Origin of the sequence: Algoriphagus marinus, from assembly GCF_001936475.1 — a bacterium.
Lineage (GTDB): Bacteria > Bacteroidota > Bacteroidia > Cytophagales > Cyclobacteriaceae > Algoriphagus > Algoriphagus marinus.
Window position 1 is genome coordinate 732,242 of the sequence record NZ_MSPQ01000001.1, and the last position, 22,901, is coordinate 755,142.

At 41.8% G+C, this 22,901-nt stretch carries 17 protein-coding genes; 6 read left to right on the plus strand and 11 right to left on the minus strand.

The features are described 5' to 3' along the window. Positions 1-158: 158 nt before the first annotated feature. From BVC88_RS03115 to BVC88_RS03130, 4 genes are all read right to left on the minus strand, one after another. The gene (locus BVC88_RS03115; protein ID WP_083639004.1) at positions 159-2,273 is read right to left on the minus strand and encodes a PQQ-dependent dehydrogenase, methanol/ethanol family; all 2,115 of its coding nucleotides are present in this window, start codon (positions 2,271-2,273) and stop codon (positions 159-161) included. Positions 2,274-2,528: 255 nt separating this feature from the next. Beyond that, on the minus strand, positions 2,529-3,953 hold the full coding sequence (locus tag BVC88_RS03120) for a M20 family peptidase (RefSeq protein WP_075349164.1): 1,425 nt from the start codon (positions 3,951-3,953) through the stop codon (positions 2,529-2,531). Between the two features lie 127 nt (positions 3,954-4,080). After that, positions 4,081-5,022 (minus strand): ornithine cyclodeaminase family protein, encoded by a 942-nt coding sequence (locus BVC88_RS03125; RefSeq protein ID WP_075349165.1) that lies wholly within the window; start codon positions 5,020-5,022, stop codon positions 4,081-4,083. A gap of 100 nt (positions 5,023-5,122) precedes the next feature. Next, a complete protein-coding gene (locus BVC88_RS03130; protein WP_075349166.1) occupies positions 5,123-6,319 on the minus strand; it encodes a hypothetical protein in 1,197 nt (398 codons plus the stop codon). A gap of 439 nt (positions 6,320-6,758) precedes the next feature. Here BVC88_RS03130 and BVC88_RS03135 point away from each other — a divergent pair, with 439 nt between their 5' ends. From BVC88_RS03135 to BVC88_RS03140, 3 genes are all read left to right on the plus strand, one after another. Next, positions 6,759-7,217 (plus strand): COG2426 family protein, encoded by a 459-nt coding sequence (locus BVC88_RS03135; protein WP_075349167.1) that lies wholly within the window; start codon positions 6,759-6,761, stop codon positions 7,215-7,217. Between the two features lie 94 nt (positions 7,218-7,311). Next, positions 7,312-7,524 (plus strand): hypothetical protein, encoded by a 213-nt coding sequence (locus BVC88_RS21105; protein ID WP_139316512.1) that lies wholly within the window; start codon positions 7,312-7,314, stop codon positions 7,522-7,524. 412 nt (positions 7,525-7,936) lie between these two features. Further along, positions 7,937-9,469, plus strand: a complete 1,533-nt coding sequence (locus tag BVC88_RS03140) for a Ppx/GppA phosphatase family protein (RefSeq protein ID WP_075349168.1) — start codon at positions 7,937-7,939, stop codon at positions 9,467-9,469. A gap of 112 nt (positions 9,470-9,581) precedes the next feature. Here the strand turns inward: BVC88_RS03140 and rhuM are convergent, their stop codons facing one another. Both rhuM and BVC88_RS03150 read right to left on the minus strand, forming a co-directional pair. Beyond that, the gene (gene rhuM / locus BVC88_RS03145; RefSeq protein WP_075349169.1) at positions 9,582-10,448 is read right to left on the minus strand and encodes a RhuM family protein; all 867 of its coding nucleotides are present in this window, start codon (positions 10,446-10,448) and stop codon (positions 9,582-9,584) included. A gap of 323 nt (positions 10,449-10,771) precedes the next feature. Then, a complete protein-coding gene (locus tag BVC88_RS03150; protein WP_075349170.1) occupies positions 10,772-12,931 on the minus strand; it encodes a S9 family peptidase in 2,160 nt (719 codons plus the stop codon). A 239-nt stretch (positions 12,932-13,170) separates the two neighbouring features. Here BVC88_RS03150 and BVC88_RS03160 point away from each other — a divergent pair, with 239 nt between their 5' ends. Further along, complete coding sequence (locus tag BVC88_RS03160; protein ID WP_075349172.1) at positions 13,171-13,452, plus strand: hypothetical protein; 282 nt, start codon at positions 13,171-13,173, stop codon at positions 13,450-13,452. A 236-nt stretch (positions 13,453-13,688) separates the two neighbouring features. Here the strand turns inward: BVC88_RS03160 and BVC88_RS03165 are convergent, their stop codons facing one another. The 3 genes from BVC88_RS03165 to BVC88_RS03175 all read right to left on the minus strand — a co-directional run bounded on the left by BVC88_RS03165 (position 13,689) and on the right by BVC88_RS03175 (position 18,705). After that, entirely contained in the window at positions 13,689-14,318 is a 630-nt protein-coding gene (locus BVC88_RS03165) for a hypothetical protein (protein WP_075349173.1), read from the minus strand. 4 nt (positions 14,319-14,322) lie between these two features. Beyond that, positions 14,323-16,644, minus strand: coding sequence for an N-6 DNA methylase (locus tag BVC88_RS03170; RefSeq protein ID WP_139316513.1), 2,322 nt, complete (start codon positions 16,642-16,644; stop codon positions 14,323-14,325). Positions 16,645-16,881: 237 nt separating this feature from the next. Beyond that, positions 16,882-18,705, minus strand: coding sequence for a Xaa-Pro dipeptidyl-peptidase (locus BVC88_RS03175; RefSeq protein WP_075349175.1), 1,824 nt, complete (start codon positions 18,703-18,705; stop codon positions 16,882-16,884). Between the two features lie 345 nt (positions 18,706-19,050). Between BVC88_RS03175 and BVC88_RS03180 the strand changes: the two genes are divergently transcribed. Together BVC88_RS03180 and BVC88_RS03185 are read left to right on the plus strand one after the other, a co-directional pair. Continuing rightward, the gene (locus tag BVC88_RS03180; protein WP_075349176.1) at positions 19,051-19,431 is read left to right on the plus strand and encodes a hypothetical protein; all 381 of its coding nucleotides are present in this window, start codon (positions 19,051-19,053) and stop codon (positions 19,429-19,431) included. Beyond that, complete coding sequence (locus BVC88_RS03185; protein WP_075349177.1) at positions 19,431-19,724, plus strand: hypothetical protein; 294 nt, start codon at positions 19,431-19,433, stop codon at positions 19,722-19,724. The genes BVC88_RS03180 and BVC88_RS03185 overlap by 1 nt, the downstream gene beginning before the upstream one ends. Positions 19,725-19,866: 142 nt before the next feature. Here BVC88_RS03185 and BVC88_RS03190 read toward each other — a convergent pair whose 3' ends face one another. Then, a complete protein-coding gene (locus tag BVC88_RS03190; protein WP_075349178.1) occupies positions 19,867-20,700 on the minus strand; it encodes a sugar phosphate isomerase/epimerase family protein in 834 nt (277 codons plus the stop codon). A 353-nt stretch (positions 20,701-21,053) separates the two neighbouring features. Continuing rightward, entirely contained in the window at positions 21,054-22,853 is a 1,800-nt protein-coding gene (locus BVC88_RS03195) for a DUF885 domain-containing protein (RefSeq protein ID WP_075349179.1), read from the minus strand. Between the last annotated feature and the right edge of the window lie 48 nt (positions 22,854-22,901).

Here is a 22,901-nt window from a genome sequence, read left to right on the forward strand (position 1 = left end):
GACAATACTTCTGTTCAGATTGTATCCAATTAAAAAAGCACAATCGTGTGGATAGGGCTTTAAAATGGATGGAAAAATCTCCATTTTAATTAAAGTTCCAGATCAGCTGATGGCTGAATTGCAGGATTTACTCATTAAGAATCTAGCTAGTAAATAATTTACTTCGAGGCCTCCATTTGTGCTTTGACTGCATCAGCTGTGGCTTGGATAAATGCCTGAATTTTGGTCACTTCATCTTCAGTCAGTTTCCCCGAAAAATTCGGCATTCCCAGTTCCTTCAGTGCGTCTGTCAAGACAAAGGTCTTTAGATTTTCAATCTTGGCTTTAGTAGAAAATCCAAGATTTGGGATATTTCCTCCCTTGCCCAAGACCGGGACACCGTGACAAATCACGCAATGCGTAATATAGAGCTTAGTTCCAAGTCCAATATCTTGAGGATCATAAGCTACTCCGCTCAGGATGGATGAGGCTTCCCTTAATTTAAGCTCAGGCATTGGAGCTTTTTCATTAAGCGCAAAAGTGTACACTCTTCCTTGAGTTTGGTATTCGCTATAGTTCGTGGACATGCCATGGCTTCCGCCCCAGCCAGCAGCAATACTTACAAATTGCTGCCCATCTACTTCATAAGTGATCGGAGCGGCTATGACTCCCGTGCCGACTTGGACTTCCCAAAGTTTCTCACCTGTGGAGGCATTATATGCGACAAATCTACCTTCAGCAGTTCCTTGAAAAACTAGATTTCCAGCAGTGCTTAAAGTTCCACCATTCCAAGGGCTGGCATGCTCTACTTTCCATGCGGCCTCTTTTTTCACAGGATCCCAAGCTAATAAATGCCCGAATGTCGCTGATTTTTTAGGAGTTGCGGAGGATAAGACACCAGTATTCCAGCCTGTTCCAGAAGCAAAAGCTCCTGACTCTATTGAATTTGCTACCCAATTTGGATCATCTTCAATAACGATGGGAATACCTTGTGCAGGAATGTAAACAAGCCCCGTAGTTGGGTTGAAAGACATTGAATGCCAATTGTGAGCTCCGTTTGGTCCCGGAATAGCCTCATAAGATCCACTTTTATATTCTGCTGCTGTGATTTCCATCGGACGTCCCTTTTCATCATATCCGCTTGCCCAGTTTACATCCACAAAATTCTGTGCAGAAATAAACTCTCCATTCGTTCGGTCGATCACGAAGAAAAATCCATTTTTTGGGGCTTGCATAATCACCTTTCGCTTTGCTCCCTCAATTTCCAGATCCGCCAAAATAAGGGGTTGGGTTGCGGTATAATCCCAATGGTCGCCGGGAGTTCCTTGATAATGCCACTTGTAACTTCCATTATCTGGATCCAAAGCGACTATGGAAGAAAGAAAGAGATTATCTCCTCCGCCGGGTGAGCGAAGTCTTCTATTCCAAGGCGAACCATTGCCGACTCCGACGTACATCAAATTAAGTTCGGGATCATAGGCCATTGCATCCCACATGGTGCCACCGCCGCCAAGTTCCCAGTATTTTCCACTTGGGTCCCAAGTTTCAGCGGCCATTTCCAATTCTGGTTGTTCAAAAGGTTGATCCGGATTTCCTGGAACGGAATACCAGCGCCAGGCTTGTTCTCCTGTTTCTGCATCATAGGCAGTGATATAGCCTCTGACACCATATTCTGCCCCACCATTTCCGATTATTACTTTTCCTTTGAATACTCGTGGCGCTCCAGTAATTGTATAGCTCTTGCTTGTGTCCAAAGTGACCTGTTCCCATATTTTGGTTCCGGTTGCAGCATCAATTGAAATCAGGCGTCCGTCTAGCGAAGCGACGAAAACTCTGCCTTGGTAAAGCGCTACTCCTCTATTGACGACATCACAACATGCTTTTACGCCAGTCTCCCGAGGCACTTTAGGATCATAGGTCCAGAGTTGCTTTCCTGTTCGGGTATCAATTGCATGGACAATACTCCAAGGCGCTGTGACGTACATTATTCCGTCAACTACCACTGGCGTTGCTTCCACTCCACGGGTGGAGTTTAAATCGTATGACCACTTGAGGCCAAGGGTACCTACATTTTCAGAAGTTATTTCCGTAAGCTGACTGAAGCGATCTTCAGAATAATTTTGTCCATAACTCAACCAATTTTTAGAATCGTTTTTAGCATTGATCAAAGCCAAATCATTCACTCCGCCAGTTACCGCAGTGATGTGATCTGTTGTGCCTTTCATGACTGAATCCTCATTTTTACAGGAGAGACAAGCGATTAAGAGGATGGAAATTTTAAGAGAGTTTTTCATGGGTTCCGGGAGGTCTGGGTTTAAAAAAAAAATGAAAAGTATTTCGTGGTTTTGAGTCTTCTTGAAAAGCAAAAACAATTTTATTGGATTGACTGATCTATGGACTAAAGCCAAGCTATTGGCTCTTGTCAGTCAATAATTTACTTAAAATCAACAATAAAACACTAATCTCTGAACAGGTTATGTTTTAAACACAAAAAAAGCCCAATCGATGAGATCGGGCTTTGATTCAAAGGGAATAAACTATCCTAACAATCAGAAATTCCTGATCAGTTGATAGCTGAATTGTAGGATTTCCTGATAGTTCTCCTTGCTGATTTTCTCATCGATACCATGAAAGCGGCTCATGGATTCGGAATTGAGACGCATGGGGTAGAAGCGATAGACATCCTCTGCGATCTCATAGAAGTAGCGAGCATCCGTACCTCCGCCTACCAACCCCGGAACCACAATTACATCTGGATATAATCCTCTGATGGTTCTTTGCAAACGCTGATAAGACTCAGAATCTGCAGAAGATACTGGAGAAGGATTCGTCAAAAAGCCCACAGGCTCCACGCGGACCTTTTCGGAGATCACCGACTCGATATGAGCCTTTACGGATTCTATGGTTTCGCCTGGCAGAATTCTGAAATTGATTGTCGCCTCAGCTACAGTAGGAATGACGTTGTTTTTAACTCCACCATCGATAATAGTTGGTGCGGTAGTAGTATGAGCATTTAAGCCTTCTAAGATTTGTTTCTTAAAGAGCCAAGGATTGGCAAAAGCCATGCGCGTAAAAAAGGGAAGTTCTGGTCCCATATACTCCAGTTGGGAATCTATTGGCTTGACCAGCTTGTAGGGGAGTTGATTATTTTCCAAATCCACGATGGCTTGAGCTAGCATCCCAATTGTATTTTCTCGTGGAGGAGCAGAGCTATGCCCCCCATTAGTCTCGACGATCAGTCGGAAGGAGGCGAAGCCCTTTTCTGCTAAGTTGATTATAGCTACGGGTGCATTCACTCCGGGAACCAAGCCTTCTGCAAGATACCCGCCCTCATCAATGGCCATCGCTGCTTGAACTCCCTGTGCTTTCAAATGTGCTGCGATCTCGGCGGCGCCTTTTCCACCGCCAACTTCCTCATCATGCCCTGAGGCGATGTAGAGCGTTCGGGTAGGTTTGTAGTTTTCAGAAAGAAGTTTTTCCACTGCTTCCAGTACGGCAATCAAAGTACCTTTATCATCCATAGTTCCTCTACCGATGATATGTGTGTCAGTGATTTTGCCTTCAAATGGTGCGGCTTCCCATGCTCCCAAAGTGGGTTGGTCTACGGGAACCACATCCTGATGAGACATCATAATCAGTGGTTTTTTCGATGGGTCCGAGCCTTCCCATTTGTAAAGCAGGCTATAAGTATTGATTTTTTCCAGAGAAAGATTTGCATGGGTCAGAGGAAAGGTTTCTTCCAAAAAACGGTGGAATCCAAAGAATGCTGCCGAATCCGGGATTGCATCTTCGCTCAGCGAAATGGTCTGATAGGTAATCGCTTTGGAGAGATTTTGATAAACCTGATCCGAAAAATCAACTTTCGCCAGAGGTTCAGCTTCGACTTGTTTGGAGCTCATCCGAAAGGTGTTGAAGAGAAGTATGCCGACAATTACTAGGAGTACGAAGAGTAGGCCAAGGAAGAATTTTTTCATTAGGTGGTGGATTTTCTTGCGCTTAATTTAATTCAAAATCTAGGAAAACCTTATTGATCGAAATGTTTTCTTGGTAATCGACAAGCTGAGGAAAATAATTATTCTAGTTCAGCGACTGGTAGAAATCTTATTTGGGATCGAAGTTTTGATATACCAACAGTGCCGCTGCAAGATCTTCGATAGCTAATCCTACAGATTTGAAAAGTGTGATCTCCTCGTTCGAGGTTCTTCCTGGGTGAATGCCTTTGATCAGTTCCACGATGTCTGCTTTCACATCTTTTTCTGTAATAATCCCGGCAGCGATTGGTAGTGCAAGTTCGCCTGATTCGTGCAGGGCACCGGCACGTGAATCCACAAAAATAGCGCTCTTACCAATGGCTTCATCGTCGGTTTCGCGGGTGTCAGGTTTGTAAGAACCTATCAGATCTAAGTGTGTTCCGGCTTGTACCCATTTTCCTTTAATAATTGGAGTTTTGGAAGGCGTGGCACAAGAGATAAGGTCTGCATTTCGCGCTGATTCTTCTAAATCAGTGACGCATTGTGCAGGGAATCCCTGATCCTGCAAACTCGACACAAATTCTTCCATTTTTGCCGAATCCCGCATCCAGACACTGATTTTTTTAAAGTTACGCACAGCCATATGAGCCTGAGCTAAATGCTGAGCAACTTTTCCTCCGCCTAAAATCAGCAAATTTTGAGCATCTTTTCTGCATAGGTAAGAAGCGGCAAGAGCGGAAGTGCAAGCCGTTCTTCGGGCGGTTAGTTCTGTGGCATTCATGTAAGCCAAGGGTTGACCCGTTTTGGAATCGCTCAAAATATACTGTGCAAAAATCGATGGCCTATTTTCCTTAGCATTTGCCGGTGCGACAGTGACCTGCTTCAAGCCCATGTATTGGCTGTTCCAAACCGGCATCAGGATCAAGGTATTATCGTTTCCCTCCGGCGTTTTATAAAAATGATGGTGCCGTAATGGCATGGTAAACTCAGACTGAAAAATCTCCCGAAGTGCTCCAATCAGTTTTTTGTAATCTAGAAGTCCAGCGATTTCCGCATCAGGTATGATTAGCATTGTGGTTTATTGGATTGGTCTAAGAATCCAAGTTGGAGAATTTCTTCGATAATCCTCAGGAGTTTGGAATGGGATCATGCAGTGGGGCTAACTCAAAAAATCATTGTCGCTCAATATACATCACCGCTGAGTCTTCCACGTATTTGGCAGGATTAAAGCTGGAGTAGAATTTATTACGCAGATTGTTCAGTGGACTATTCATTGCCATGATCTTGGAGGTAAACTCAATCGGGAATTTTCCGGTATCAGAGTAATCCTTCAGTAGCGATTCATACTGGTCTATATTTGCCAGCATACGAGTGGTAAGTTGGCCAAATCTAAGTCGCAACGATTGAACCTTATACATATAGGTTTCTACTTGCCCTAGCCATTTACCTTTGGTGTCGGGAGATTTATCCAGCGTGGCTAATTTGTTCGAGATTGATTTTCTGCACTCATTCTTAAACTGCTCTCGCTCCGAGTCCAATGTTGCCCTTAAATACCTGCTTTCGTAACGTTGCTTATCGATGGAAAAGTAATTCATCTGCTCATCCAGCAGCAGTGTATTTTCTTTTTGTAGTTGCTCCAATTCCTGATTTATCAGCTTCCATTCGTGATCTATGATTGACTTTTGCTGCTCAAATTGACTGGAAACAGTCAAAATCCGAAGCATCTCAGGTGTTTTGTCATAAAGCTCTTTTTCTTTTTTCCCAAGAGTTCCCATCAAGCTTGTCACTCCAGAGATGGCCGTATTTACCATTGTACCATAGAGTGGCACGATAGAGGATGAGCTGGAGATAAGTGCAAGGGAGTTTTGAAGTAAGCTGGACATCGCGTCTGTTTTACCTTCTTTATCATACCATTTGTCAAACTCACCCTTCCAGCTGGCAAAGGACTTGTATTGTTGGATTTTGCCTATGTTTCCAAGCTGATCAAAAAAAGATTGGGAACTGAGAAACAATTCAAGTGGCTGGATGTCTCTTTGGATACTGAGCAGTTCGGTAAATGCCAGCTGCCCATTGAGATTGATCTTGGTCTTTGGGCCCTCTTCCAATATTTTGAGTCTGTTGTCCAAGGCAAATTGAAGTTTTTCCAAGTCTTCAATTTTCTCTTTGTCGGATGCAGTTTTGTTGTCTGTTGCCGCAAGTTTTTCAGTGAGTCGATTGACAATCTCCTCGTTGTTTTTCAATTTTTCATTCAATTCCTTGAGCTGGTTGTCCCGGTCGGTTTTGATTTGCTCAGTGATCTCAGTTTGGGCTTGGCCCAAAGCTGCGAAAATCAGGAAAATGAAGAGTAATAAAGATTTTTTTGTGCTCATTTATTGGCTGTAGAGGGATTCAATTTCTTGTTTAAAAGTGCAAATTCCACGCTGCTAATTTTAGGCCAATTTTCACTGAATATGTACCTGCAAAGAAGTTAATTCAAGCTAGGTTAAGCACTTAGTTTTTTGGCAAGCGGTCTAATGATAAGTGAGATACCTGTGATGGCCTTGCTGTTATGCACCCGACAAAAAAAAGGGACAAGTCTTACACATAAATCAGACTTTGCCTTACCTCTAGACCTCTCTGTCTATATCGAGATGAGCAAGCCACATTTCCGGATTTTTTACTAGGGCACAGTAATGAGCGGCTTCCAACTTCATAAAAAAGAAAATTAAATCCTTTTGTACTGAAAAGCGTTTTCAGCTATAGTTTGAGTTTCTGCCTGCAGTAGCGCATGCGAAATTCATTACTTTTGCGGCATCTAATCACCATAAAATGTTTCTCGATATACTTATCGCAATGCTATGGAGCATTTCCCCTTTTGGAGAGGCTAAATTCGGAATCCCTTACGCCCTCTTGAATGATATAAATATTTATTTGGCTTTTGTTCTTTGCTTTTTTGCCAATGTGCTGGTATTCCCGATAATGACCTTTTTTCTGGATGTAGTAAATCGTTATTTCCTGAAATGGTATCATTATAAAAAGGCAGCGATTTTTGTGGGGCGAAGAGCTAAATCCGGCGCCGGAAAAAACGTAAAAAAATATGGTTTTTGGGGGCTAATGCTATTTGTGCTGATTCCGCTTCCTGGTACTGGAGTTTATGCAGGTACCATTGCAGGTTACCTTTTTGGTTTGGATAGGAAAAAAGCCTTTATGGCAAATTCCATAGGAATTTTTATTTCCTGTGTCATTGTGTGGGTTTCCACCTTGTTAGCTATGGGTAGTTTTAATTAACCATTAGAAAGAGTTTTTGGAGGAAGGTTACCTGAATTCTATCGCTAAGAATTACTCGGCTATGGAAGGTCTGGATAAGGTGGATTAGTAGTAAATGGCTTCGTTCAGCCATTCTCATCCCGAAAGCTGTACGGTACGATGCCTAGGCAATGATTCTACTACAGCGGTAGTGGATACCAAGAACTATCCGACTAGGCCGAGCTGGGAAATTAGAGTTTCCTCAGCTCCACCTCAGACTATTTCACAGCCTTTTCCAACGCAGCTTTTCCTCCTACCACAAGAAGGTGAATTTGCAACATCAACTTAGCACCCTTCCCATCCAAGATAGCAATCGGGATGCAAATGGATTGGCTTAAACTCAAGCTGCTTTTATTAAAATTCCAATTTATAGGAAGGTGTAATTACGTCCGACTGCTATACGGATTACAGCTAGGCTGGTGGTCTAAACTTAGCGGGGGTATAAATTTTTCCAAGGCCAAGCGAAACTCAAACATTAAAACTTCAATCTTATTTCTTTTTTATCGTGTACTTTTAGTATTGTGTGTATCCGCAATTCTACCAGTAAGGAGACTAAAGCAATACAAAATAAGCTCAACTCTAAATTTTAGGCCACTTCGGTCACCCGTCTTCGGTCTTCCCGCTGGATGAGCAAAGATTTAATGGCTACTGTCAAAATTGCGGATAATTATATTTAATATTCATCAAATCCAAAAAGATCAATGAACCTAGCTGCCATCGATATCGGTACCAATTCCATTCATATGATAATCGTCAAAGTCACCTCAAGACAAAGTTATGAGGTGTTGGTTCAGGAGAAGGAAATGGTCAAACTGGGTGCGGGGGTTTTTGCAAATAAGGTAATCAGTCAGGAAGCATTTGACAATGGCTTGGAAACCATTTCCAGGTATGTGCAGCTTGCCGACCAATATGGGGTGGAACATATCATCACTGCTGCTACCTCCGCCACTCGTGAAGCCAAAAACGGCAGGGAATTTTTAGACAGACTGATCCAGGATGTGGGATTGTCTCCCCAGTTGATCTCCGGAAAAGAAGAATCCAGACTGATTTTTTTGGCAGTGAATAGAACCATAGACCTAGGAAAAGAAAATGCTATGGTCCTTGATATCGGCGGTGGAAGTACTGAGGCAGTGGTAGGAAATCGGGAAGAAGTACTGTTCATGAGCAGTATGAAACTTGGTGTCCTGAGACTATTGGATCTGGTAGGAAATCAGGATTCCCTGGACAGAAAACAGCAAAAAGACCTGAAAGAACATATCCGTTCCATTGCCGGTAAAATCATTCCAAAAGCTTCACAGGTGGGTTTTTCCAAGGTAGTAGGCACTTCCGGTACCATCCGGACCTTGGGAGAGGCAGCTTTGGCCCTAAATGATAAAACCATCATCAGTTCCGTCAATGCTGAGGTTGTCAGAATAAAGGATCTTGAAAAAATCATAGCTCAGCTCTTGGAACTTGAGCCTGGGAAAAGAACAGCTATTCCCGGCATCAGTGCAAACCGCGTAGATGCCATCCATCTGGGTGGATTTTTGCTTTTGGAGTTGTTGAAAATGTCCAAGGTGGATGAAATCACTCTTTCGGATGCTTCCTTGAGAGACGGATTGATCATAGACTATCTTGAGAAAAACGGCCAGAAACTAGACCGCCTGGAGCAGGGTAAAGATGTCCGGGAAAGCAGTTCGCTGATGATGGCCTTGCGCTATGATACGGATATAGCCGAGAAAAAGCATATCTCGAAGTTAGCACTTCAGCTTTTTGACCAACTGAAAGACCTGCACGGTATAGAGGATTCAAGCCGGGAGTTGTTACACCATGCAAGTCTGATCTATGATATAGGTCAATTTGTGAATTTTAAGGATTTCCATAAGCATTCCAGGTATTTGATTTTGAAGGGAAGGCTGAGGGGCTTCAACAATGATGAACTAACCATACTAGCCCATCTGTCCAGATACCACAGGAAATCTGGTCCAAAAAAACGTCACAAAAAGTTCAAAAAGCTGGATAAGAATTTACGAAGATTGGTAAAAGGACTTTCAGGAATTTTGAGGGTCGCGGTAGGATTGGATAAAACTAAAAATCAATGGGTGGAAAACGTCTATTGCATCCCATCAGACCATAAACTAACCATCAAGCTATTCGGAGAAGAAAGTCTGGATCTGGAAATCTGGGAAGCACAGCGTTTTTCGGATACCTTGGGAGAATTTTTAGGTTTGGAAGTAGAAATTGTCAAAGGTTGAGTCTGTTTCGCCCATACAGCTTTCGGGACTACGCTTAGTAAAACTCTCTACGCCTAGCGGGGGAGGGCAATATGCTTGCAGCCTGCGAATCCAGTGAGGTCTCCGAACTGATTCAGCCAAGTTCATTTATTTTGGTTAAAATGCTACTTACACTTTCTTTTTCCAACCTAGAAAAGGCAAACCACTTTTTACCTAAGTCTTTGAGCGATGCACCCAAATGGTATACTTCCCCTGCGTCAATAATTAAAAATCGGTCGTGGCTTTGGCTAAAAGGTTTGAGTGTAAAGTTGCCGTATTGCTCTTGAGCTTTTTGTAGGTCTAGGCTCAGCTGTTTGCTCACGGTTTTGGTCAGCAGTAGCACTTGCACTTCTTTTCGTTTTTTCGATAAAAGCGTCAAGGTACTTTCGTCAATATAGTTATCTATCACTACGATACTTTGCTTGGCAGATCGGATAATTTTAGAAGTTAAGGAATAGGCATCAAACACTTGGCCGTTAAAAAACACGCCTTGATTGGGAATGAGCTCCGTTTTTAGCTGTAATTCAAAATCGGTCACCTTGTTTTTTAAGATTTCAAAGTTGTCTTCTAACCTATTCATACGGTTGTTTATTGAATAACCTTTCAGAAGGTAGTCTTTCAAAACTCCATTTGCCCAAATCCGAAATTGTGTGCCTTGTTTGGATTTTACACGATAACCAACTGAGATTATCACATCAAGATTATAGTGTTCTATTTTTCGCTTGACTTTTCGATTCCCTTCTGTTTGAACTGTCAAGGAATCCTTGACAGTTGCTGCCCTTTCTAGCTCATTCTCTCTAAAGCAATTATTTATATGTAAACTAATATTCTGTTTAGTTTGCCCAAATAATGTAGCCATTTGCTGTTGTGAAAGCCAAACAGTTTCATCCTCAATTCTCACCTCAATATGCTCGGCAAGTGCATCAGGGCGATATAAGATGATTTCATTTTTCATATCCATACAAAAATTGAGTTTAAGATCTCAGACTGCGATTCCAGGAAGAACTTCATTTTCTTGAAAAATTTCGGAACAAAGTGGAATTTAAGGATATAAAAAACCTTTTCAAATACTTTCTGTGGATCGGGTGAAAGGGGGAACTACAAGTTCCTGAAAATATAAAAGCGTAGTTGCTCCCGACAAATGTCGCGGACTAAGCTTAGTCTATCGCTCTATGCCTAGCGTGGTCAGGTTACTCGATTATGCTGCGTTCTAAAGAACCGCCCGGCTTTCCTCAACTCCTTTTAGCAAGATACCAGCAAACCAGCCTGCCGGCTGGGAGGTATCTACTTAGACGGCACGGCTAGGTGCCGGTCAAAGTATTCGATAAGCTTACTAAACAAGTAACGATCGTAATATTGCTCACGGCTCCATCCATGCGTTGCACCCGGGGCAAACGCAAAGTCGAAGTCCTTACCCTGTTTAATCAGCTCTTCAGCTAGCGTGGCCGTCGTCTTGAATGGTACCACATGGTCCTGCATGCCGTGGATAAACAGGAGTTTATCCTCCAAATTCGCTGCATAATTGAGCGCTTTTCTTTCGAAAATTTCCGGGTGTGTCTGTGGACTACGAACAATCGCAACGTCGTCCGTGCCAAAGAAGATTGGGTCAACAGCTGCTGCTGCAGCAACACCCACCTGGAATAAACCAGGCTTCATCAACAGCGAATAAACGGAGAGTGTGCCACCATAACTACTGCCCCAGATGCCGATACGATCGGGATCTACATAATCCAGTGACTCCATGTAGGCCACGGCACTCGCATAATCCTCAATGTCCTCACCGGCAAAGCCCAGCAGGAACTCTTCGCGGAATGCCCGGCCATAGCCAGTGCTACCACGAGAATCCACCTGCACGATAATATATCCCTTATTAGCCAACAGATGCTGTACGAGGCTGTAGTTACCAGCCCAGCGGTTCCTCGCTGTATTTGAATACACGGGCCCGAACAGCACTGGATACTTCGTGCCGGGCTGCATATTGGTAGGTTTCAAAATCCGGGCATGTAACGTGTAGTCATCTATAAGACTGGGGAAACTCACGTATTCCGCAGCCGCCCAGGTTCGCTCCGTGAATGCAGGCAAAGGGGACTGAGTTATGCGCGTAGCGTCACCACCCTCGCTGCTTACCACATAAAGCTCGGGCGGTGAGGTGTCGTTGCTATGCATGAAGACCAAGTGCTGGCCATCCGGTGAGGGGTAGCCAACGTTCTGCCCAGAAAGACGTGTTACCTGCTCGGGATCTTCACCAGACATTTTTAGGCGATACACGTGTTGTTCGTATGGATTAACACCATTGCCTGCATAAAATAGGGCATTGCCAGCGACAATCGGGGAAGACAGCACATCGTAAGACGGATCTGTGAGGAGTTGCGGACGATCTTTAGACGCTGAGGCATCGATCGTATACAGGCCATAGCGATCACCCATATCGCTTAAGAAAACGACCTGCTGCCCATCTGGATGCCAAGTAGATCCAAAGGATGTGTACATGCGGCTCTCTCGAACGCCCCGCCAAATCTCGCGGCTTTGGCTTTCTCCAGGTGCAAGGACGAACAGTTTACGTTCAACCGCCGTGTCGGATGCCGTATCAACCAATAGCGCACCTTCGGGTGACCAGTTGAAGTCGATGACCTGGTTGGCCTGCGGATCTGGCAAATCGAGGTACCTAATGTTTCCGCTTTCTACATCGAGCAGGCCAACCCTGCGAATCTCGTTTGGATCGCCCGGGTAACTTCGGCGTACCTCGTTGGGATTGGTTTCGGCAGCGAGATAATCCGGGAAAGGCACCTTTCTCATCTCGCGTCGATCAACGACATGAAATGCGATGGTCTTTCCATCTGGGGACCACTTGTACTCTGGCCCACTCCAGATGCCTGGTCCGATTTCACGTTCCGCACGGCTGTAGCGTCCCTTAGGTAAGCTCGAGAGACTGGCGATGCCGAGCTGGGTGAGCTGGCGATTCTCTTTGGAAGTAAAGTCAGCAAGCCAGAGGTCACCGTCCCGTATATACGCTGCTTGCTTACCACTTGGAGATAGAGCTAGGTTACCTGCACCTGCCTCTACGGGCATCAATTGGAGGTCCTCTCCATTGCTCAGCGAGGTCTGCCATAGATGGTTTCCTCGCAGGCTGAGGATAGTGTTCGTGTCGGTCCAAACAATATCGCGTACTGACGCGGAGGCTGTATCGGAACTGATGCCCACTTCCTTCCCATCGCTTGTGAATACCCAGAGGCCACGCCTAGGATTTCCTGGTTTACTCCAGGAAAATGCGAAGTGCTCGCTATTCGGTGCCCAGGCAGGCTGAGAAGGGCTTGTTCCCGTCAATTTTGGCGTGGCGAAGAGGTCATCAAGCGTGAGCTCATCTTGCTGTGCTGTGACAGCTGTGGGCATCGCCATCAGGAAAGCTGCCATTATCCATATTTGCCAAAAAGAGATCTGTTGCATGTGTTTGTTTTAGTGACGGTTTAGAAGTCATCTCAAAAATATGTTGTAATGACTTCTGGTAAAATAATCTTGTACTGTTTAACTATCGCTCTCGCCATTTTCGCGAGGACTTTCTGAAGATCTTCCAAGTCGGATTTTTTCGTTTTTTCATCTACCTTGAACGGTGAATATAGACCAAAAAGAGAATCGTTCCAACGGGCGAATATGCCTGTGGTCAAGAGGTGATTGGGGACACTCACATGGGCGAAGATATCACCGAAAATCCGGTCCGAAAATCCGGTCCAAAAAAACGTCACAAAAAGTTCAAAAAGCTGGATAAGAATTTACGAAGATTGGTCAAAGGACTTTCAGGGATTTTGAGGGTCGCGGTAGGATTGGATAAAACCAAAAATCAATGGGTGGAAAACGTCTATTGCATCCCTTCGGAGGATAAGCTGTGCATCAAGCTATTCGGGGAAGAAAGCCTGGATCTGGAGATCTGGGAGGCACAGCGTTTTTCGGATACCTTGGAAGAATTTTAGGCTTGGAAGTAGAAATTGTCAAAGGTTGAGTCAATTACCTGAACTGAGGGGAAGGGGTAGAAAAGGAATTTCAAATTCCTGAAAATATGAAAGCGTAGTTTCTCCCGTACAGCTGCCGGGACTACGCTTAGGCTAGCGCTCTACGCCTAGCGGGGGAACCTCTCCGGTTCCGTGCAACAGCGGTTTCATTGTTCGTGCTACGCACGCAACGAAAACCTAGTTGTTAGGCTCAGTTGTTATTTTTCAAGTTCAACTCTTATGTGGTTTAGTAACCCTTTTAACCATTTTGATACTTGCTCTGAACTTTTAATTGTATGTATATGAGATTGGTCTCCCTGCCAATTTCCATTCATTGCAAAATGAATTTTTTTAACATCAAAAAGTTTTGTTCTATGGTCTTCCAAAAGTGAAACAAAGTCTCCATTATCAAAATGGTTTGAATATTCTTCAAATGTTCTTTCAACAGCTTGACTTGATGTGATATGCCAATGCGGTTGGGAATGTAGTTCGTTTGGGTTATTAAAATCATCCCATTCTGCCCTAAATAGCTGTGTTTTTATTTCATCAGAATCTTCACCTTCATAAACTGAAATTGAAATATTTGTATGAATTACTGATATTAATTTTTGACCTATTTTCGATTTCTCGACAATAAACTTAACTTCAATAAACAACCAATATTTGTCAAACCATTTCAAAACTTTAACTGGCTCTGAATCATATCTATTTAATGCAGTCGAACTACCTTCAATTCTAAATATATAAATATTGTGATGACCTTTATATGGGGCTAACCTAAATGTTTCTACAAATAGTATTTTGCACTCTTTGTTAATTGTACCTACTATGCCAAGATAATCAGTCATATTTCTATCTATTAGGATAAAAGTAAGATTTGAGAATGTCGTCTATAACGGGCTTTACAAAGGAATTATCATTTTCTAATTCTTTACCTAATTCGACTAATTTTAAATACACACCACTCTCTTGCAAATTATCCTTATGAATATTTGGTACAGGTATATTCTTTATTTGAATTTTACCCAAATCATAACCTGACATTATTGGTTTTGAATAAACAGATAGTAACACATCAAAGATGTTACTGCTAAAACAAGCCAAATAAAAATAGTAATCATTCAGTTTAAAATCCTTTTTCGGAATAAATGCGTTTCCTTCTTCAATAATGCAATCTCCTTGTTTGTCAAATGCAAAGGAATTCGAGTTTCCGAACCTATTTGAATATAGTCTTGATTCTTTAGTAAATTGCCAATTTCTTGGTCTAGTTAATGACCACCATTGATTTATACCTTTTCTTTTCTCAAGAATCTCTTTATTTGGTAATAAATGGGTATTATAGAAGTCCAACTCAACCAACTCAGTTTCATTTTTGAATATCAAGCCTTCTTTGTTGTAAGGAAACCAACTGTATTCGGTAATAATCAGTTTCCCTAACTTAATAGAGTTGTTTGTTAATATTGGTCTGAATAGTTTTTTTTCTGGCTCCGTTAATAATTCAAATTCATCAGATGTTATTTTAAAAATGTTTTTTACACCAAGCAAAGCTCCTTGCGAAATATTAAAAATATCCCCGATGGTTGATAGTTTTCCTGCTTTGTAGTAAATACTTAATTCTTTTATGAATTCATTTTCATCAAATGAAATTAGCTTCCAACTATTATTTACTATTGGAAAATAATGTGGAGTATAAATGCTAAAGTTCTTAGTGTTGATTGAAAGCTCATTGTTAGAATTCATTTTTCTAAATTCTCTCAATGCATCTTGAACAACTCCTTTTTCATTTTTTGTCCACAAAACTTTAGGTAGTTGAAGTGATTGATTCTTTGAAGCGATAAATAAACTTACATCTGTCAATGCATCTTCAAAAACATAATTACCTAATTTGGCCAATACCTTGAAATTTAATTCTTCACCGATTTTATTTCTAAGGTCAGAGTATATCTCAGAATAAAAAATTGAAGTAGGTAGCACACAGCCAATAACACCATTATTTGACAAGGATTGACTTGCCTTATAGAAGAATGCAGTTGCTTGGTTTGGTCTAGTTTTTCTAACAACGTCACTCAGAATACTTAGTACGGTATCACGACTAGATTTCTCCTTTAACAATTCCCAAGAGAGAAATGGAGGATTCATTAAAATAATGTCATTGTGCCCCCAATCTTCAACTAAAGAATCATCAACTCGTTTTACAACAATATTTAATTCATTGTTCCACTGCTTACGGTTTTCATAAGTTAAAAGAAAGCTCGATGTTCTTATTGCACTATCAGAAGAGTCAAATCCTTTTACAGTAATATTTCCTTTATAATCTTTATTTTTTAATTGTTTTAATATTTCAATTAAAAACTCAGATGAGCCACACGAAGGGTCTAGAATTGTGATTTGGGGCTTAGATAAATCGAAGGTTTTTAATGTGTTTTCTACTATACTCCTTGCAATATATTGGGGTGTGTAATGAATACTTGAATATGCATCTAATCTAGTTTCTAATTTACTTGAAACACCACCAAATAAGTCCCTTTGAGGGTTAAAGTAAATTACTTCCCGATGAGCTTCTTGGAAAAGTACACCTGCTGTATGCCGAAGAATTAAATCTAGATTTGGTTTAATGTTTCTTACACCCTGATTTAATCGCTCTACAAAGTAGTCAAACCTATCTGGAATTTTAGAGTTTGATATGTTCCATTTATTGTAATCAATATTTGATATGTCTTCTTCGAGGCTTACTAATAATGTAAAAAGTAAATTTATTGTTTCTGATGAATCCTGCTTTTCAAAAGTTATATTTCTAAGTTGTCTAAAAATATCGAGAATGAAAGGAACTACATCGTTTTGTGTCTTGTGAGACTTTGATGAAAGGTACTTATAAAATTGTCCTAAGTTAAATTCTATCTTTTTATTTGGAATATTTTCTGTTTTACCTTCAAACCAATTAACCACTTCTACTGAATCTTCATTTATAAAAAGAAAATTTTTAGTGTTAGTCGACCAAGATTCTCCATAAATTGTACCCTGATTTTCATCGCCTCTTGCAGCAGTTTTTAGGCAGAAATCACCTTGTCCACCATTGAGCATAAGAAACTTATCTGCTTGATTAAGTGGATTTAACTTCATTGGAAGTAAACCGAAATTTGATTCCCAAATGTTTATGTCTTTTAAGTTATTCACAGTGCAAAGGTAAAAATTTGTCCTCTGTTATTTGATTTTATTCAGGTAATTTAATCGTAATCCGGGATTCCTACAATTGTGCCTAATCTCTTTACTTCCGCAACCACCTTCTTAAGGCATCCAAATAGGCCTGTTTAGCGAAATTACTTGCGAGTATTCCCAAACCACAAGAACCCCAATTTCCCCTTCCCCCACAATACCCTTTACAGGGTATATTTCACTGAATCTTCACCTTTTTTACTTCACAGCCTTCTCCAACGCAGCTTTTCCTCCCACCACCGGAAGGGTCAAGACAGTTCCATCCAGATCTATCGTTAGTTCTGTGCCAGGCTTGGGTAGAATTGTAAACTCGGCATCTGAGGAGAAGATCATCAGACCAATCTGCTGTCCTGCTGCGATGATCTGATCGTCCGGCTGCAAGTCGAAGCTTACCTCGTAGAACTTCTCAGGCACCAAAGGCTCTCCTTTACGGATGGAGGCGTGGTTTTGTGGATCTGCCCAGCCTCGGGTAATGATATTATCCGTGATTTTTGCGTTTCTTCCTTCTGTCCAAGGCAGGGAAACCAACCAAACTGAAAGGTTGGCTGCAGGTTTATTGGATGCTATTTTGACAGTAATCTTCGGAATTCCAGAAATATGAACCGGCTCTGTGAGTACCGGGCTAAGGTAGAGCAAGCGATGCTCGGTGTAATCTGCCTGCGCCAGCGCAGATCCTGGAAAGGAATAGTTATCCACCAAAGTTTCCTGCTTTCCGGAAGTCATTTTCTCCAGTCCCATTCCACCTGCTGCAGGAGCTCCAGCGCTCAGGTAGAAACTTACCGGAGAAGCTTGAGGATTTGGGAAGTCCGCATAAGGAGTTGGATTGCTTTGCTCGTCTCGTTCTCGGACGATATAGGCTTTAGGTCCTTCTTCCGCGCCGTTATCTACCCCATGAAGGTACTTGGTAAACCATTGATTCATCATAGCAAATGGGGGAGGCCCGCCATGCCCGTTTTGATGATAATAGATTTTAGCCGGAATCCCTTTGGCGCGAGCCGCATCATAAATTCTGTAGCTGTGCTCCGGCATCACGTTCCAGTCATTGAAACCATGTGACATCAACAGTGCAGCTTTCATTGGGCCCATGTCATTGAGGTAGTCACGGCCAGCCCAGAAGTCATTGTAGTCGCCGCTGGCTCGATCCATGCCTTGGGCCATTTCTGTATCACGGACTGTTTTATTGTTATAGGCTCTTTTGGATTCATCGCCGCTATGGATGAAATCATACAATACATCGATGTCTTCTCCTGGATATCCTCCCGGTGATCGGACGAGTCCATTGGACCTGTAATAATGATAATAGGATGTATTGGGAGCGATGGGGATTATGGCCTCCAGGCCTTTTACGCCAGTAGTTGCTGCTGCCAGAGGAAGCGTACCGTTGTAGGAAGTTCCTGTCATTCCTACTTTCCCGGTGGACCAAAATGCGTACACTTTTTCATTTCCATCCGGCGTGGTATAGCCATTGTCTTTGCCGGTGAGCCATTCGATCACGGCCTTTGGAGCTAAGGATTCATTGTCTCCACCGACGGTAGGGGAACCCTGAGAAAGCCCGGTGCCCGGAGAGGAGGAGTGAACCACAATGTAGCCACGCGGCACCCAAAGCATAATTTCGGAATTGGAGATGATCGGCCGCCCACCTGTGCGCACGACCTCGAATTTGTTTCTTGGAGGAGCCGGAGCACCCAGTTCATGTTTTACCTCCCAAAAGATAGGAGCACTTCCGGCCGTGCCTGCATAATATGGGCTGCTGGCATAGACTACAGGAAGTTTAAGTCCCTCCGTCTCGGTTTGCATTGGTCGGGTCACATCCACATGCATGCGGTCTTTTTTACCGTCTCCATCGGTGTCAAACTCCGTTTCCACCCAGAGATCAGTACGGATCCAGTTGGCGGAATCTTTCAGTTCCGGGATGATTTGAGCTTCCCCGTTTTCAAAAATAGGTTTGACTTGGGCGAATAGGGGGTAAGTTCCCATTCCTAGGAAAAGGAGAAAAAGTGCAGCCTGTTTGAGGAGTTTCATAATTGTGGGTTCTTGATTGTATAAGGAAAGTCAATATAAGGCAAAAAGGATTATTGGAAGCTGTTCTTTTATGAGATTGCTTGTTTGATTCGATCAAAGCAGGAAAAGGCGTTAAAATAAAAACCGCCGCAGCGGGTGTTTTTAGCCTTGGGCCGGATGGGCAGGCAAACTACGCTTAGACGACGATCTAACTACACGTGGACTTGGAGTAAGAAGCAGATTCTCTAGAAGTTAAGTCGGAAAGTAAAAAAATATATTATTTTTGGGCTATACCGATAGTTTTTTCGTTAAATCACATTAATAATAATGAATTGAGTATCTTTGTATTTTAAACATTTAAAACAAATGAAAACCCTAGAAGCGAATATCGACATATCTAGAAACCCTAAAGGCATTCTAAAATCCGTTTCGCTAGCTTTACCTGTATGGACAAAGGAAAGCGAGGATGGATTTCTTTCTGTAAATATCCCTATTTTAGGAATTAAAACTTTTGCAAAGGATGAGGCTGATGTAGATTCAGCAATTAAGGAAGCTATAACTCTGTTTTGCAAAAATGCAGAAGATTTTGGCAATGGTTTAGAAAATGAACTTATGTTAGCTGGCTGGAATTCTACTGAAAGAAAATTTCATAATTCCTCACTTTATTGGTCAACTAATGATGATATTATAGATTTAATAATAGAGACTGGTAGTCCATATTCAGAAACTCTAGAACTTACTGCATAATGTCTAATAATTTTTATCCTAGTGTCAATGCGGATTTTTTGTTAGAAAAAATTAGAAATAGCCCAAAAATAGATGCTGACACCGAAAAACGTGTTGGAAATTCATACTCATTTTTGATGCGTGGAGATAGACCAATTTATAAGCGTCAAATAACTTTGCGATCAATTAACGGCGAATTTAATTTCATGCAAGCATCATCAAAGGCTATTTTACTTGGCTTTATGTCTGAATTTTTAGAATATCTTGAAAATGAGAAGGGTTATAAAGACGGTGGGTATACTTCTGAAAACTAATTAAAAGAGGTTTTCTCATAAGTCAATTCAGGAGCCTGAGATTTGGCTGTATGAAAATTGACTCAGATACCTACCCGAATAAATCAAAGGCTGCCCCTACTTTTGAGACAGCCTCTTCTTAGACCTAAGATTAATTCAGATTCTATTCTTTGGTGGTTTCTATGACCCCACGGAAATATCCTAGGGATTCGGCGATCCCCATAAATGGATTATCCATATTCCGCTCGTGTTCCAAGCTGCACACTCCGGTGTAGCCTACTTTTCTGATCATTCTCACCATTGCCGGGAAGTCGATGATTCCACGGCCTAATTCGAGTGAATAGCCTTGTTTTGTCGGTCCTGTCACGTCCTTGATGTGCATATCGAATACGCGAGTGTGATATTTTTCCATATCGGCTACTGGGTCCTTCCCATTTCTAGTGTCATGTCCAATGTCCAGGCACATTCCAATTCTGGGATCAAGATCTTTGGTGTGCATCCAAACATCGTCGGCATCCTGATAGATATTGATATCTGGCCCGTGCAAATGGATGGCGAATTTAAAATCATACTCCTTCACCTTTTTATCGACATAGGGAAGCAGTTCCACATTGGGAACACCTACGATCAGCTTTACCCCAACCCGTTTTGCATACTCAAATGCCTTATCAATTTCGGCCTCGGATTTCATATAGATTGGGCCAACAGCATATCCTGTGATATCATTGGCTTTCAGCTTTTCATGAAAAGCAGCAATTTCGGCATCGGTGCTAGCCATCGGCAAATGAAAATCTTTGATGCATAGGTAATGCACATCCAAGGCTTTCAATGTTTCGAGTGTTTTGTCCAGATCAAATTTCACGAAGGTGTAGCCTGCAATTCCGACCTTGAATGTTTCACCTGTTTCAGGCGGTAGCTGTGGTCCAGGTCTGCTTTCCTGAGCATTGCAAACCATCAGGGAGAATGCAAACAAAATGGTCAATAGTGTTGACTTCATAGCGTTATTTTAGGAGTTATTGTCAGTCAATTTAGTAAAAGCAAAGCAAAGAGAGGTCCTGAGGATTACCAAGACTACGGAATCGTTTGCTTTAGATAGGACAGCTTATAGGGGTTAGATCAAATCTTTCATGAGTTTATAATTTGTTTTTTAATGGCCTCATGGAATCTTCGCATATAATCATACCTCTGTGGGTCGCTTTGGGTCATGCTCGATTTCTAAAAAAGATTTTAGGTTAAGACAAGACGTTAAAAAACTAACCAGTGAATGTTTTAAGCCTTAGGCCGAGTAGTAGGGCAGGCAAGTTCCACCCTGTCCTAAGAACGATCTGACTATACCCAGTCCAGGATAATCTAAATTTGCGAATTGATCCAATTATCAATTTTTTCTTCTAACAATACCAAAGGCAAACTTCCAGAATTCAGTACTTGATTGTGAAACTCTTTAATACTGAACTTACTACCTAGCTTGGTTTCGGCTTTAGTTCTTAACTCTCTGATTTTTAATTGACCGATTTTATAAGACACAGCTTGGCCGGGAGTGGCCATATAGCGTTCGATTTCAGCAATAATCGCATCCTCAGATTCTGCTTCGTGATCCAGTGAATACTGAATGGCTTGTTCACGTGTCCATCCTTTACTATGGATTCCAGTATCCACGACCAAGCGAATAGCACGATGCATTTCCATACTTAGCATTCCAAAATACTGAATTGGGTCTTCGTAAAGGCCCAATTCAGTTCCTAATGATTCTGCATACAAAGCCCAGCCTTCCACGAAAACTCCCATGCTTTCCGGATGTAAAAATTCCGGTAAATCTTTATTTTCCTGTTGCAGGGATAATTGATAATGGTGGCCAGGAATGGCTTCATGTAGAAAAAGTGCTTCATCTGAATAGGTATTGTATTTTTTTACATCAGGTATTGGCACATAAAAAATCCCTGGTCTTGAAGCATCTTTAGTCCCAGGGACATATTCAGCACTTGCTGAGGCTTCGCGAAATGCTTCAGTGCGTCTCACCACAAAATCTGCTTTGGGTTTCAAGTCAAAAACCTGATTAAGCGAACCATTAATCCGTTCCTTAATGCTGTTAAAATTGTCAATTACCTGTTGAGGGTTAGTAAAAGGCATTTGGGCTGGACTGTTGCGGACCGACTCAAAAAATGCTTTGATGTCACCTTTAAAACCTATTTTATTTTTCGCCTCCTCCATTTCAATTAAAATACGAGCTACCTCAGATTTTCCAAGTTCGTGAATCTCATCAGCTGTCATATTTGTAGTGGTATGCAGCTTGATAAGATAATTGTAAGTTTCTGTTCCATTTGGCAAAGCTCCAATTCCTGAAGTTTCTCTACAGGCTGGCAAATATTCATTAACCAAAAACTCACTAAGCTCTGTGTATTTTGGCTTCAACTTATTAGTAATCATGGCACTATAGTCCGAAGCAATGCGATTTTTCTCTTCTTCACTGATGCTTTCAGACATTGAAAGGACTGGCTTGTAAAATAAATGCTCATCGACTGGGTTGGTGATGAATTCATCCAATTGAGGAATTATTTTTTGAGCAAGTGCGGTTGGTAGCACAATGTTTTTAGACATTCCTTCTTTCATCATCGCAATAGAAGTGTCCAGAAAAATAAGGTAGTCATCTACTCTTTTCAGCCAATTATCATAATCTTCAACGGTTTCAAAAGGCTGAACACTCCCTCCTGCGGCTAATTGAGCAACATAGAGATGCAATGACTGGATTTGAAATAATGGCATCAATTCAAAACTAGGTAAGTTATAAATCGGGGATGCCATGGTGACAATCGAATTATTCAGGCCTTCTAACTTTACCTCACAATCCCATTTCATCACTTTCATGCTCAAAAGGTCCGCATCTGATAGTCTTGTAGTATCCAATTCGCTCAACAAATTCAAAAAGTGAGTGTAATTCTTTCTCAAGTCTTCCTGATAGTCATCAGATATATAATTCGCTATAAAATCATTGTATTCATAATTACCGCCTTTTGTTGCCTCAATTGGATTTATACGATCCTTGAATTTATAATAGTCTTCAAAAATCGTATCAATCGAAATCTCTTCTGATGTTTTCTCTTTGCATCCAAAAGCCATTAGAATAAGAAAGATAAAAATTAGAGGTTGCTTCATTTTTATATTGATTGATTGTGAGTAGCTATACAATTTTAGGTTAAAATA

Bases quoted from the DNA above. Each gene is read 5' to 3' on its own strand.
- BVC88_RS03115 (WP_083639004.1), bottom strand. From the start codon at position 2,273: ATGAAAAACTCTCTTAAAATTTCCATCCTCTTAATCGCTTGTCTCTCC.
- BVC88_RS03120 (WP_075349164.1), bottom strand. From the start codon at position 3,953: ATGAAAAAATTCTTCCTTGGCCTACTCTTCGTACTCCTAGTAATTGTC.
- BVC88_RS03125 (WP_075349165.1), bottom strand. From the start codon at position 5,022: ATGCTAATCATACCTGATGCGGAAATCGCTGGACTTCTAGATTACAAA.
- BVC88_RS03130 (WP_075349166.1), bottom strand. From the start codon at position 6,319: ATGAGCACAAAAAAATCTTTATTACTCTTCATTTTCCTGATTTTCGCA.
- BVC88_RS03135 (WP_075349167.1), top strand. From the start codon at position 6,759: ATGTTTCTCGATATACTTATCGCAATGCTATGGAGCATTTCCCCTTTT.
- BVC88_RS21105 (WP_139316512.1), top strand. From the start codon at position 7,312: ATGGCTTCGTTCAGCCATTCTCATCCCGAAAGCTGTACGGTACGATGC.
- BVC88_RS03140 (WP_075349168.1), top strand. From the start codon at position 7,937: ATGAACCTAGCTGCCATCGATATCGGTACCAATTCCATTCATATGATA.
- rhuM (WP_075349169.1), bottom strand. From the start codon at position 10,448: ATGGATATGAAAAATGAAATCATCTTATATCGCCCTGATGCACTTGCC.
- BVC88_RS03150 (WP_075349170.1), bottom strand. From the start codon at position 12,931: ATGCAACAGATCTCTTTTTGGCAAATATGGATAATGGCAGCTTTCCTG.
- BVC88_RS03160 (WP_075349172.1), top strand. From the start codon at position 13,171: ATGGGCGAAGATATCACCGAAAATCCGGTCCGAAAATCCGGTCCAAAA.
- BVC88_RS03165 (WP_075349173.1), bottom strand. From the start codon at position 14,318: ATGACTGATTATCTTGGCATAGTAGGTACAATTAACAAAGAGTGCAAA.
- BVC88_RS03175 (WP_075349175.1), bottom strand. From the start codon at position 18,705: ATGAAACTCCTCAAACAGGCTGCACTTTTTCTCCTTTTCCTAGGAATG.
- BVC88_RS03180 (WP_075349176.1), top strand. From the start codon at position 19,051: ATGAAAACCCTAGAAGCGAATATCGACATATCTAGAAACCCTAAAGGC.
- BVC88_RS03185 (WP_075349177.1), top strand. From the start codon at position 19,431: ATGTCTAATAATTTTTATCCTAGTGTCAATGCGGATTTTTTGTTAGAA.
- BVC88_RS03190 (WP_075349178.1), bottom strand. From the start codon at position 20,700: ATGAAGTCAACACTATTGACCATTTTGTTTGCATTCTCCCTGATGGTT.
- BVC88_RS03195 (WP_075349179.1), bottom strand. From the start codon at position 22,853: ATGAAGCAACCTCTAATTTTTATCTTTCTTATTCTAATGGCTTTTGGA.